At 44.5% G+C, this 12,819-nt stretch carries 10 protein-coding genes; 4 read left to right on the forward strand and 6 right to left on the reverse strand.

Translation table 11 applies throughout. The features are described 5' to 3' along the window. Positions 1-38: 38 nt before the first annotated feature. From MA_RS01745 to MA_RS01760, 4 genes are all read right to left on the reverse strand, one after another. Positions 39-329 (reverse strand): putative quinol monooxygenase, encoded by a 291-nt coding sequence (locus tag MA_RS01745; protein WP_157860072.1) that lies wholly within the window; start codon positions 327-329, stop codon positions 39-41. A 95-nt stretch (positions 330-424) separates the two neighbouring features. Continuing rightward, positions 425-949 carry a nitroreductase family protein gene (locus MA_RS01750; RefSeq protein WP_048064860.1) on the reverse strand — a complete coding sequence of 175 codons (525 nt, stop codon included), beginning with the start codon at positions 947-949 and terminating at the stop codon, positions 425-427. A 71-nt stretch (positions 950-1,020) separates the two neighbouring features. Further along, a complete protein-coding gene (locus MA_RS01755; protein ID WP_011020389.1) occupies positions 1,021-1,785 on the reverse strand; it encodes an epoxyqueuosine reductase in 765 nt (254 codons plus the stop codon). Between the two features lie 255 nt (positions 1,786-2,040). Further along, entirely contained in the window at positions 2,041-2,598 is a 558-nt protein-coding gene (locus tag MA_RS01760) for a flavodoxin family protein (RefSeq protein ID WP_011020390.1), read from the reverse strand. A 260-nt stretch (positions 2,599-2,858) separates the two neighbouring features. Here MA_RS01760 and MA_RS01765 point away from each other — a divergent pair, with 260 nt between their 5' ends. Next, entirely contained in the window at positions 2,859-3,242 is a 384-nt protein-coding gene (locus MA_RS01765; RefSeq protein ID WP_011020391.1) for a winged helix-turn-helix transcriptional regulator, read from the forward strand. Between the two features lie 45 nt (positions 3,243-3,287). Here the strand turns inward: MA_RS01765 and MA_RS01770 are convergent, their stop codons facing one another. Then, positions 3,288-4,688 carry an MATE family efflux transporter gene (locus MA_RS01770; protein WP_011020392.1) on the reverse strand — a complete coding sequence of 467 codons (1,401 nt, stop codon included), beginning with the start codon at positions 4,686-4,688 and terminating at the stop codon, positions 3,288-3,290. Positions 4,689-5,186: 498 nt separating this feature from the next. On the opposite strand from MA_RS01770, the gene MA_RS01775 reads away from it, so the two are divergent. Further along, a complete protein-coding gene (locus MA_RS01775; RefSeq protein WP_048066079.1) occupies positions 5,187-7,562 on the forward strand; it encodes an ATP-dependent DNA helicase in 2,376 nt (791 codons plus the stop codon). Between the two features lie 169 nt (positions 7,563-7,731). Here the strand turns inward: MA_RS01775 and MA_RS01780 are convergent, their stop codons facing one another. After that, positions 7,732-10,383, reverse strand: coding sequence for a PKD domain-containing protein (locus tag MA_RS01780; RefSeq protein ID WP_011020394.1), 2,652 nt, complete (start codon positions 10,381-10,383; stop codon positions 7,732-7,734). Between the two features lie 831 nt (positions 10,384-11,214). Here MA_RS01780 and MA_RS01785 point away from each other — a divergent pair. Together MA_RS01785 and MA_RS01790 are read left to right on the forward strand one after the other, a co-directional pair. After that, positions 11,215-11,655 (forward strand): GerW family sporulation protein, encoded by a 441-nt coding sequence (locus tag MA_RS01785; RefSeq protein WP_011020395.1) that lies wholly within the window; start codon positions 11,215-11,217, stop codon positions 11,653-11,655. A gap of 102 nt (positions 11,656-11,757) precedes the next feature. Continuing rightward, entirely contained in the window at positions 11,758-12,786 is a 1,029-nt protein-coding gene (locus tag MA_RS01790; RefSeq protein ID WP_048064862.1) for a DUF2953 domain-containing protein, read from the forward strand. Positions 12,787-12,819: the final 33 nt, after the last annotated feature.

The following is a 12,819-nucleotide window of genomic DNA, read 5'->3' on the forward strand; positions in this document are numbered from 1 at the left end:
GAATGCATGGGAATAGAGCTTGGGGAGTAAAAAGTAAATCACAGCTTTTTTCTATATACACTAATTTCAGTTTCTTTCTCAAGACATCCTGAAAGCAAAGGAAATATTTCTGTAAAATGCCTGGATTTTAAGTGTTCATCCAGGCTGCTTTCGTCTTTCCATTCTTCTAACATCGTCAGGATTCCCGAATTCTCCGATTCCTGATATACTCCGTATTCGATGCAGCCTTCTTCTTTTACGGATTCTTCTACAAGCTTTTTACACAAATCCATAAATTCTTGAATTTTTTCAGGTTTGACCTGGTTTTTGGCAACAACCTTTATCGTCAATAAAATCCCCAACCTATAAAGAGTCCTGTTCTTTCGGTTCTCAATTCTGTCAGTTCTTAATCCTGCCAGTTCTTAATCCTGCCAGTATTATAGCCTCATCCTTTTTTCTGGCCGTACCTGTTGTGGTAAACTTTTTCTTCCCTGTACCTGTCCTGAGGTTCGGGTTTCTCGGCAGGATAACCGACAGGCACAAGCCCGAGAGGAAATACATAATCCGGCAGTCCGAAAGTTTTCCTGAAACCTTTAACCCTGTCTGTCATGGGAAAAATCCCTGTCCAGACTGCTCCAAGCCCTGCATCATGAGCTGCAAGCAGAAGGTTCTGGATGGCTGCCGAACAGTCCTGTACCCAGTACCCCGGCGCTTTTTCCAGAGTCGTATCCCCACAGACCAGGATTGCAAGAGGCGCTTCCCCGCACATTCCCGCATAAGGACTGAAAGTGGGAATCTCGTCCAGAATCTTCCTGTCATCGATAACAATAAAGATCCAGGGCTGGGCGTTAACTGCGGAAGGAGCGTTCATTGCAGCTCTCAGCAGTTCGGTAACAAGCTCCCTAGGAACTGGCCTGTCGGTGTATTTTCGAATGCTTCTGCGAGTGTGGATTGCTTCAAGAGTTTCCATGTTCAGACTCCCCATTCATTCGTGAATGATTTGGGTGGGGAAATGCTTCTGCAGTTTTCTCTCACCCCGTTTTATTGTCTTTTTCCGCCATAAGATCTAACATGCTTCCAGGCTTTATGATGGCTGGCAAAAAGATCCTTATCTACGTATATTGCATCGTTGTCCCTTTTATATAGCGCTCTATCATTTCCTATCGGACAGACCTTGATACATATTCCGCAAGGTGAAATGTAACGCTTGTTTAATTCAGCGCTATAAGAGGAGCAGGCTTTCCTATCTGTTAGTCCGCTGGGATAATCTTCCTTATTTAGAGCATTTGCCGGGCACATCTTTACACAACGCATACAGCGAGTGCAAAGTTCAGTCTCCAGCATCGGATCTGGAGGAAGTTCAGCTGTGGACAGAATTGAACCTAAACGGACCCTGGGACCATACTCCGGGGTAAGGATCGTATTATTTACCCCAAAGTTCCCCAGGCCAGCGAGCAAAGCAGCATGTCTGTGAGAAAAGAATGCAATGGGATTTTCCAGGAGTACCTGAACGTTCCCATACCCGTCTCTCGGTACGAAAATAGATGGATATCCTTTATCGGTCAGGAAATTGGCAAGTCGATATGTGTATTGATCCAGTAAGGTATTTACAGTATTGTACAGTTCGCGGTAATATATCGAAGGAGACGTCTCCAGCACCGGTAAAGGGATCGGCAATCCGATAACTATCACTGATTTTGCTCCCGGATATATGGATTGAGGATAGAATTCTTCAGGCATCCAGGGCAAAAAAGGAGGTTTAGTCCATCTCTCAATACTGGCAACCCCAACCATGGGTATATCCATACTTTCGCATTTCTGGAGGAGGGCTTTTTTAAGATCTTCAGTCGTAGGTTCATCCCTTCTTTATAATTCATTATTGCCACAGGGAGTCGGCTTTTTCTACTATTTTTTTCCATTAATTCAAATATTTCGCTCATTAACAAATCCGGGAGTTGATGAGTCCAGGGTTTGTGGCAACTGGAGAAGAGGCATGAGCATACCCCGTAGTTTGTAGCGGGGTGTGCCAGCGCATCTTTGGTTTTTTTCTTTAATGTCTGATTACTTAAACAGGTTTAAGCCTGCAGTTTTTGCTTTTTCCATAAGTTCAACATCACCCTTTACTTCTCCGGGGGCGTGGTATCCGACTCCTACTATCGTATCCTTTACTTCCATGCCCATGAAGTTTGAGATCTGCCCTGCAAACTCCTCAAAGACCCCTTTGAAAGCAGCAGCGTCAGGGGCTCCCTGAGTTCCTATGATTACAGCCTTTTTCCCGGCCGGGACGCGGGAGGAGAAGTCTGCGTTTATGAGGGAATAGCAGCGGTCAAGGAAAAGCCGCATCTGACCTGTAAACTGGCCGAAGTAAATAGGAGAGCCAAAGACAACGCCGTCAGCTGCTAACAGTTCATCGAAAAGCTCCGCAAGGTCGTCTTCAAGCTTGCATTTGTCATTGGCTTTGCAGTAGTTGCAGCCCTGACAGCCTTTGTAGTCCATCTCGTTGAGGAAGAAGTTCCGGGTCTCAGCCCCTGCTTCTGCCGCGCCTTCAAGGACCTGCTGAACAAGGATATTTGTGTTTCCGTTCTTTCGGGGACTTCCAACAATACCTATGACTTTCATTTTGTTCACACCTTTCAATGCTTTTTAAATTACCTTTCTTTTTTAATCACATTTATCTGTCAGATCTATAACCTGATTTTAAAATCAAATTCCAATTTGATTTTAAAATCCAATTCCTATACCCGATTTTAAAAACCGATCTAAAATTCTTTTTGCATTACGTAATCTACGCGTGCTGCTATTTAATTTGCAACTACTATACTTATATACCATACATACAATCCGGATACTTAGTAACAAAAAGGATAGAATGAGAGTTTATGGTTAGTGAGAGGAACAACAAAAAAAACTATCAATGCCCTGTGGAAGCAACCCTGGACGTCATAGGGGGCAAATGGAAGCCTCTGATCCTCTGGCAGTTGAGAGGAGAAAAACTGCGTTTTTCAGGACTGCGGCAGAATATGCAGGGTATTTCTCCCAAAATGCTTACAAAACAGCTTCGGGAACTTGAAGCCGACGGGCTTGTTTTCAGGGAGGTTTATCCCGAGATCCCACCAAGGGTTGAATACTCTCTTACAGAATTTGGAAAAACCGTAATTCCGGTTCTCGAAGCGCTCTGTGAATGGGGAAACGGCTACCTCGGCAGGGAATGCATTCTTGGGAAAAATGAGGGAGCAAAAACCTCTGAGAGGCTTTCACAGTAACTGTTTTTTATCAGCGGGTAATTAAGGGCAACTCCCGAAAGCAGGTTAATTCCCTGCAAGCGGGTCGTTTCTCATTGGGTCGTTTCTCATATTTTCTCCTTCCTCAGCAAGCACTTTGAACTCCCGGATAACCATGATCAGGGTTACCGCAAAAGCCAGGGTATCTGCAAGCGGGAAAGCTGCCCAGACCCCGAAGAGTTCGAGATATTTCGGGAGTATGAGCACAAGGGGGATCAGGAAAAGCACCTGTCTGCACATGGATAAAAACAGGGAGGGTCTTGCTTTTCCGAGGGCCTGGTAAAGAGCTCCTCCTACGACCTGAAAGCCTATCAGGGGAGTTGCCAGCACCACAATTCTTACGGCGTTTTTTCCTTCGACTATCAACTGGTGGTCTCCGCTGAAAATTCCGAAAAGCTGCTCCGGAAACAGGTAGAGTACCAGGAAACCTGCAATGGACATGCCTGTTGTGATAATGATAGCAAGCTTTACCGATTCCCTGACACGCCCAAAGTTTTTTGCCCCGTAGTTGAAGCCTACAATCGGCTGAAGGCCCTGGATTATTCCGAACATGGGCATTAAGGTAAACATCAGGAGCTTACTGATGATTCCGAAAATAGCGATGGCTATGTCTCCTCCGTAAAAGGCAAGGAGGTTGTTCAGGATTATTATCATGAAGCTGCTTGACACGTTGCGTGCAAAGGGAGACGCTCCTATTGCCAGGACTTCTTTTATGATTTTGCTGTCCGGCTTGAGGTCAGCAGGGTGGAACCTGAGTGTACTTTTCCCGCTCAGGAAGTACCGGGCAATGTAAAGCACTCCTATTCCCTGGGCCAGAACCGTTGCAATGGCAGCTCCTCTAATCCCCATCCCGAAACCAAAAATAAAGATGGGGTCGAGTATTATGTTCAGGCCTCCTGCCATCATCATGGAGTTCATGGCAACCTTTGCATTTCCCTCGGAACGGGCAATGGAATTTGTCACCATTGCAAGGGAAAAAAGTACTGTTCCATAAAGGATTACTTCCAGGTATTCGAGAGAGTAGGGAAGAATAGTTTCCGTAGCTCCGAATAGTTTCAGGAGAGGAACTATGAAGGAAATCCCGGCTCCCGTGATCAGGAGGCTTGAAAGAATGGATAGGAATATCAGGTTTGAAAAGGTTTTATTGGCTTTTTTCATCTCCCTTTCTCCCATGCGGCGGGAGATTATGGATGAACCGCCTATCCCTATGGCAAGACTTACAGCCATCCCTACCATCTGGATCGGGAAGGCTACGGCAATTCCGCCGATAGCCTGGATACTGTCTGCCCCATAAGCATGACCTACAAATATCGTATCTACGAGGTTATAAAAAGCCTGCACCAGCATTCCTACCATTGCCGGTACTGAAAGTTTAAGGAGAAGTTTACTTATTTTCTCGTTTGCAAGCATCTGACTTCTTTCGTCCACCTGAAAATTCCTCGAACTTTTTCATATATTCTTCTTTTATATTGGGTTATGGATACTCTCAAAATCACCTATATAATATAAGGTTTATCTAAGGGTTTATCGGTAACAGGTCGGCATCCGGGGAAAATCGGGATTAAACCTCAGAAGAACCCCCCGGAAAATACATTCGGCTGCCAATACAATGAGAAACCCTTCACCCAACAGATAAAAATAATACCACTTTACAGGTAGGAATAATACCATTCAACAGGTACATAAGTCTTCCACTCGTACGCCTGCATAAATTGAGGCCCCTACTTTTATCTGGATGTAAAACGTATGGGGTTCAGAACATTGTAATATTTCTTTAGTTTGCTCCGTACAGGACTCGAATTTATGTGGGCATAGGGGCTAAAAAGGTAAGGGATAAAGAAGGGCCAAAAAAGGTTTAAGGGAGCTTGATGAAGGCTTCCGGGTCTGGAAATTTTGAATTTCGGAGACAAAAACAGGGTTAAGCGCATGGAACAGAAGAACGGATACATGAGGTACTTTACAAAAAAAAGCTGCTACCCTAATCAGGGAGAAGCCATGGAGAAGATTCACTCTGCTCTCCTGAATCAGAAAATCGTACTTTTTGAAGGGGCGTGCGGAACAGGCAAGACCCTGAGCTCCCTTGCTCCTGCCCTACACGTGGGCAGAAAGCTCAACAAGGTCGTAATCATAGTCACGAATGTCCACCAGCAGATGGTCCAGTTCATCCACGAAGCCAGGGACATCAACAGGGACAACAGCATAAAAACAATTGTTTTCAAGGGCAAGACCTCCATGTGTCCCGATAATCTCGACTACGAGGAGTGCAGGCTGAAAGGGGAAAACACATACGATCTCCTTGATTTTGAGCGTGAGGTCTCTTCAAAGGAAAAAGAACTCAAGGACGCCTATGAAAAATACAAACGGACAAAAGACCCTGCCCTTTACGCCCTCCGAAACGAGCTTGAAAAAGAACTCGAAGAAGCCCGAAAAAAAGCTCAAGGCCTGAGGAGCCACTCCTGCTCAAAGCTTTATGAAGTCCTCAGGTTCGAAGGAAATGAGTTTTCTTCCTGGCTCTTTTCCGATGTAAGAAGCCCCGAAGAGATAATGGAATATGCGGAGGACCGGGGCATGTGCGGGTATGAGCTGCTCAAAAAGGAACTTAAAAACACGGAACTTCTTATCTGCAATTTCCACCATGTACTCAATGCTGACATCTTCATGACCCTCCTTAAATGGCTTGAGCGAGACCCTGAAGACATTATTCTTATCTTTGACGAAGCCCACAACATTGAGGCTTCTGCCAGGTCCCATTCCTCCGTAATGCTCTCCGAGCTAACCATTGAAAAAGCTCTTTCCGAGGTAGGGGAAATTCCCGAGCCTGACAGCTCTCCTGTATTCGGAACACGTACAGGTGTGTCCGGGACAGGCTCCGGATCCGGGCCTGGGATTCCTCTTGACCAGGACTATGCTTCCCGGCTCTATGCAAAAAGGCTCTTTTCCTGTCTGCTTAATGCAGTCAGGGAGACCTATGACTCAAAACTGAAGTTCGGAGAGAGGAACAGGCTTGGAAAACACTGGCAGGATATCCAGATAAGCGACCCTTATGAACGCCTCGACATCCTGAAAGCTCGTTTTTTGCGGGATGCAAAGAAAGAAGGGTTTGCAGATGAAGAAAAAGTGCTGACTCGGCTGCGGGAAATCGGGGAATTCGGAGGTAGGCTGGAAGATATCTACGCTGAAAATTACAAAAAAGGGCTACTTCCAGTGCCCAAGCGCTCCCAGATTCGATATGTTGCCGATTTTCTTTCTTCCTATCTTGTGCTTTCGGACAGGCAGAACTATTACCCGATCCTGAACATGCGCAGAGACTTCAAAAGCGACAGGGTAGTCGGAAGGCTTGAACTTTTCACCTGTATTCCCAAAAATGTGACTCAGCCTTTGCTTGATTCCGTTTATTCGGCTGTGCTGATGTCAGCTACCCTCCGGCCTTTCGAGATGATCAAATCCACTCTCGGTATTACGCGGGAAGTGGAAGAAATTATCTACGGGATCACTTTTCCAAAGGAAAGAAGGCTTACCCTTGCGGTTTCGGTCCCACCCCTTTTTGCAAAAAACAGGGACAGCCCCGAAACTCTGGAAAGCCTGAAAGAATCGCTTCTTGCTGCCACGGCTGCATCGCCAGGGAATGTGATCATTTATTTCCAGAGCTATGCGGAAGCCCTCCGCTATACAAAACTCCTTGAACCCGAGCTTTCAGTCCCTGTTTTTCTTGACGAGATCGGGGTCTCAGCCCAGGAAATCAGGCAGAAGTTTTTCAAAAAAGGGGAGCAGGGAGGAAAAGCCGTGCTCATAACCTATCTCTGGGGAACCTTAAGCGAAGGTGTCGATTTCAGAGACTCCCGCGGCAGGACCGTAATTGTCGTAGGTGTGGGATACCCGGCTCTGAATGACAGGATAAAAGCCGTAGAGTCTGCTTATGATACGGTTTTTGGCTGCGGGGAAGGCTGGGAATTTGCAGTCCAGGTGCCAACTATAAGGAAGGTCAGGCAGGCAATGGGGAGAGTTGTCCGCTCCCCGGGAGATTTCGGGGTAAGAATCCTCCTGGATGCCCGCTACCAGGGTTCACAGGCGCGTAAATTGGGCAAGTTTTCGGTTTTCGGTTACTTCCCGCCCGAGGAAAGTAAGGAGTTTCTTGATGTAGCTCCAAGGGATGTCGGAAGCCTTGTAGAAGAATTTTTTGCAAATATAGTGCCCTACTCTCCTGAAAAAAAGGATCATGGGAATAAGGAAAACGAAAAAAAGGGGCTTAAATCTCCTGCTTCAGGTCGGCTGGAGTTCGGGAGCCTTGCAGAAAAGCTCTAATTAGTAAAAACGGCTTCTTCACGCTAGCTTCCAGTTTTTCAAATATGTTTTATTTTGTCTTAACTGTAAATAAAGGAAAAATGTAATGGAAAAATATAAAGGAAAAATGTAATGGAAAAATATAAAGGAAAAATGTAATGGAAAAATGGAATTTTGTAAACTTCCATTATCATTCCTTCATATTCTTCAGCATCAGTCCAGCTAGCCCCAGAAATCCGATCACGGTTACTATACTTAATATGGTTATGGTATTAAAGTCCCCTGTGCTCTCATTCGATTCGGTTTCTTCTGTCTCTTCCTTTTCTGATTGAATCTCGCCAACCGATCTTTCTTCGGCAGGAATCTGTTTACTTTCTTCTTCAATCTGCTTCGTAACCGTACCCGTTATCGCAAAGAAAGAAAAACCGGAGACACTGGCTGTGTAATAGAGGTAGTTATCATCTTCAGCTGTCCGGTTGGCTGTAAGCTGCTCCCAGTTTTTCTCATCATTATACCTGTTAAGGACAATCGAATCCTGATCTATATTTTCATTCTGCAGCCAGGACTTTTCAACCTTGAAGCAGACCACCGGGTTTTCTATATTCTTTGAGGTTGCATACCCGCTGTTCCCTACCCAGACGTTAAAGTACTTGTAGACCTCTCCTTTGGACAGCTCCGAAACAAGAGTGGATTTCGTTTTTAATTGTTCGACAATAGTTGTTGTCTTGCCTGCGTTTCTGATCGAATCAAACCCGACATACGCAACACAGGTTGCATTCTTTGTGAAATCAAACTTCACAGCGTTGCCGTTTATGATAAAGACCTGAGCAAGCTCTTTAGTTTCAACGTTTCTTGCAGGTTCGGGGGATCCCCCGCCTCCACCTCCGCCACCACTGCTGCTTCCTCCGCTGCTCTTCTTCTTTACATCTATTTCCATGGTTTTTGTGTTCGTGCCGTTTTCATTGGTTGCGGTCAGTTTAGCTTCGTAAGTCCCTCTGGAAGTGTAGGTATAAGCAAAGCTTGCCTCATTAGAGTCTTCGACACCATCACCATTAACATCCCAGCTTCTTCCGGTTGCGTTTTGTGAAAGGTCGGTAAAGAGGACTGTAAGAGGGTAATAACCGCTGGTGACATTTGCACTGAAGTCTGCAACAGGAAGCCCTTCGTCCTCTTCCGGTTCCAGCACTTCTATTCCGAGAGTTTTTGAAGCCGTACCGTTTGGATTGCTTACTGTCAGGTTAACGGTATAGTCTCCCGGAGCTTCATACACGTAAACCGGACTCTGGACGGTAGAGTCAGGCTGTCCGTCGTTGTCAAAGTCCCAGCTCCATGAAACTGCATTTTGTGAACGGTCGGTAAACTGGACTGCAAGAGGGGCAGGGCCCTGAGTAGTGTTTGTGCTGAAATCTGCAACAGGACGCACCATTTCAGGAGCTTGAAGGACATTTACCGAATCTGTTTTTGAAGATTCCCCTTCCGCATTGCTTGCTGTGAGCGTTACCGTGTAAGCTCCTGCTGAGGTATATATGTGTACGGGGTTCTGGTCTGCTGAAGTGTTTCCGTCTCCGAAATCCCAGTTCCAGGCTGTTGGAGAGCCCGTACTCGTATCGGTAAATGAAACCTCCAGTGGGGCATTTCCGGAGGTAACATTGCTGGTAAAGTCAGCAACTACCTGTTCAGCGCTTTGAAGGACATTTATCGAATCTGTTTTTGAAGATTCCCCGTCCGCATTGCTTGCTGTGAGCGTTACCGTGTAAGATCCCGCTGAGGTGTATGTATGTACGGGGTTCTGTTCTGTTGAAGTAGTTTCGTCTCCGAAATCCCAGTTCCATCCAGTGGGATCTCCTGTGCTTTTGTCAGTGAATTTAACTGTCAGCGGGGCATCCCCCGAGGTAACATTGCTGCTGAAGTCCGCAACAGGGGGTACAGGTTCAGGCGTTGGGTATACAAGAGGCAGGTAATCTGAATATTTGCTGTTTATATCATATGCTGAATCGGAAATCCCGTCTCCGTCCTCGTCCTTTGCAGTATCGGAAAATCCCGTTCCATCAGGTTTTCCCCAGTAGTTTCCACCCAGATAAGAGCCGCCAATTATATTGGTGCCTTCGGTTTTTGTAGTGTTATAGGAATTCCCATTTCCGCCATTTAAGGTTACCTTGGTGTTATTGAAATAGTTGTTATACACGGTATTATAGTCGCACTGGCTGCATTCATAGAGCCCTAAAACATTATTCGAAGTTACAGTATTGCCTGAAATGATATTATCGTCAGAGTTGCCTATATAGATGCCGCGCCCGGAATTGGTAACTGTATTTCCGGAAATGTTATTGATACTGGAGCCCAAAAGATAAATTCCATACGCTCTATTGTCTTTGACCAGATTATTCGAGACAGTGCATCTTTTGGATTTTTCAAGATAAACTCCCTGCGAGTCGCCTGTGAGTTTGTTATTCTCAACCCTACAGTTACTGCATCCGGAAAGGCAGATTCCTGAGACGCCGGACCCGGTTGCTGCGGTAACTGTTATGCCGCTAATTTTGACCCCGTCTGCATCCACAAAGGTCGCGTTGTCTGTTGAACTTTTAGCTTTGATTATTGTATCATCAGGGTCTCCGGATTCCGATCTGATCGTGAGGCTATCTGTATATATTTTGAGATTCTCGGTATAAGTCCCGGCTTGAATGGTTATTACATCCCCTGAACTTGCATTGTCAACAACAGCCTGTATTGAATCTCCTGGTTGGACGATGAGCTCATCCGCGGCTCCGATGCCTGAAATTAATATTAAAATGAGAAACGCAATTAGTGAAACGGTTAATCTACTTTGTAATCTACTTTTAATTTCTAATTCCTCCGTCCATTCAAAAAATTGGGGGCGAAATCTGTATTATGGATATAATTTCATCTGTTGGGGGCTACTCTGACCTCTCTTAAATTCCAACTATGTACAGATTTGACTTTTAATGATTTAACAAGTATATTTTTTATAAACAGACTTACTTCTTTATGTTAAGAGCTTTAATTAAATTGGAAAGCATATGAAATGATATAAATATATTGGTTTAGATTAATACTTTTAAATAGAGATAAAATATGTCATATGAGGCTGAAGTCTGGAGCCCTTTTATATTATAGGGTTACAAAGCATAAATGAAGATAAAAGGTTCTTCTGAACCTGAAAATATTAAAAAATATATAACAGGAGAAACCTTCATCAATCAATTTTTCTGTATCAAAATCTTCACTCAGTTTTCAGTCAATTTTTCCTTTTTTGGTATTCTTAATCTTTTTATTTTTCTTTCATAGAATAATATGGTGGATCGGCAAATCATTCCGTATACTATATCAAGTTTTGGGGTCTGTGTGGCTTCTTCCCCCCAGTCCTCTGGACAACTTCTTTCCCTCTATTTTTCATATCTTCATATGTGAGGCCAGTTTCTGATTTCGGTTCCGATTCTGTTGCAGATTCGGTTGTATATTCTTCGGAAAGGCTTTTTACCTTCCACGTTATTGTAAAAGACGAGAAGTTCGAAACTGTGGCTGTGAAGTACAGGATTACTCAAATATAATGAAGTTGATATTTATTGAGACTACGTGGAAAATCTAAAGAAGATGGACAACATTTATTATTCATATAAACAAATGATACCGTAAATATCGGGGGATAGAAAAGATGGGCGTAGAAGAGACCATTAAAGAAATTGCAGGTGAACTTGAAAGAATTGCAACTACGAAAACTGTCGTAGGAGATCCTATTACAGCTGCCGGGAAAACAATTATTCCTGTTTCCAAACTCACAATGGGTTTTGGAGGCGGAGGCGGGGAAGGTAAGAAGGAGAAAGAATCCGGATATGGAGGCGGCGGAGGTGCAGGCGCGAAGATCGAGCCTGTTGCTTTTATTATGCTCTCCGAAGATGATGCAAAAATCTTCCGGATCTCTGAGAAAGGTGATGTAGGGTCAATCCTCAGTTCCCTTCAGGAGGTCGTGCCTGATGTTCTGGAGAAGATCAAAGGCAAGACCGGCAAACATAAAAAAGAAGAGGGTCCGGAAGTCGGCAAAACGGAAGTTAAAGAGCATGAGGAACCCGAAGAGAAAGGGGGATGTTTCCAGTAAATCCTCCGGGTTAAACCTTTTTAAGGGATTTTTCAGGGATCAGAACTAAACTTTTGGGTCTTCAGATAGTCAGGGCTATCTTTTTCCCTCAACTTGTTCAGCATGATTATCATCTATCTCTTTCTTCTGGTTTTTCTGCTTGTTTTATTCATACTTTTTACAGCAATAGGCCTCACTTTCAAGCTCAAGGTTCTGAGTGTGGAAGAAAAGAAAGAACTGGGAGGTCTATTTACTGTAAAATGGCTGCTTTTTTCCCATACCTTTTCAATTAAAGAGCCCGGGGAAGAAAAATGCCTTCCCGAAGAACCGGAATCGGAGCCTGGTGAAGCAGAAACAAAAAGAGAAATGGTCGTGGAAACCGGAACTCCACAGGAGAAAAGAGGGCCTGAGCAGTCTGAAAGCAGAAAAGAAGACCTTCTAAAAGCAGAACTCAAAATGCAGATGGAAAAAGATAAGGAGGCCGGAGGAAAGGCTCCTGAAGAGGAAACTGTAATCCTTGAGGGTAAAGAGAAAACCGGGATTAAAGAACAGGCTGAGGGCAAAGAGAAAATTACGGTTGGAGAAAGGACTGAAGGCAAAGAGAAAATTGAAATTGAAGAAAAAGCCGGGATTGAAGAAAATATCACGTTGAAAGAAAAAACTGAGGACAAAGAGAAGAGAGGGCTATTTGCCCGGCTAAGAAGGAACAAGAGAGCCGGTCCGGAAGCTGAGGTTGAGGCAAAAAAAGGCATGAGCACCAGGGAAAAACTTCACTGGGGCCTGGAAGCTTACAAAGCCCTTCGAAAACCACTGTTCCGTCTGTTTTCCGACACACTTTCCGCAATAAAAATCAAGAACCTGAAAGCTGACCTTACTTTCGGGCTTTCCGATCCCGCAGATACTGGGATGCTTTGCGGGTTTATACATGCTTTTCTGGGAATGGTTTACAGCCGCTGCCGGAACTGCAACTTTTCTGTGTGTCCCGTGTTTATGGAGACACTGCTGGATTTCCGGGGGAGTGCGGAAATCCGTATAAAAATATATTCGCTGATTTTTCCATTCATTAAATTTATATTTAACTGGAAAACTTTATCTTTCACTTATTCGATTGTTAAGGAAAAACTTCGGGGTAGTTCGAAGATAAACTCCTAAGCTTTATGAATAAGCAATGAGGATACAGATGAA

This window comes from Methanosarcina acetivorans C2A (genome assembly GCF_000007345.1).
Taxonomy (GTDB): Archaea; Halobacteriota; Methanosarcinia; order Methanosarcinales; family Methanosarcinaceae; genus Methanosarcina; species Methanosarcina acetivorans.

What these genes read in the sequence shown, in the direction of transcription:
- MA_RS01750 (WP_048064860.1), bottom strand. Translation starts at nt 949, where the DNA reads ATGGAAACTCTTGAAGCAATCCACACTCGCAGAAGCATTCGAAAATAC.
- MA_RS01755 (WP_011020389.1), bottom strand. Translation starts at nt 1,785, where the DNA reads ATGGATATACCCATGGTTGGGGTTGCCAGTATTGAGAGATGGACTAAA.
- MA_RS01760 (WP_011020390.1), bottom strand. Translation starts at nt 2,598, where the DNA reads ATGAAAGTCATAGGTATTGTTGGAAGTCCCCGAAAGAACGGAAACACA.
- MA_RS01765 (WP_011020391.1), top strand. Translation starts at nt 2,859, where the DNA reads ATGGTTAGTGAGAGGAACAACAAAAAAAACTATCAATGCCCTGTGGAA.
- MA_RS01775 (WP_048066079.1), top strand. Translation starts at nt 5,187, where the DNA reads ATGGAACAGAAGAACGGATACATGAGGTACTTTACAAAAAAAAGCTGC.
- MA_RS01785 (WP_011020395.1), top strand. Translation starts at nt 11,215, where the DNA reads ATGGGCGTAGAAGAGACCATTAAAGAAATTGCAGGTGAACTTGAAAGA.
- MA_RS01790 (WP_048064862.1), top strand. Translation starts at nt 11,758, where the DNA reads ATGATTATCATCTATCTCTTTCTTCTGGTTTTTCTGCTTGTTTTATTC.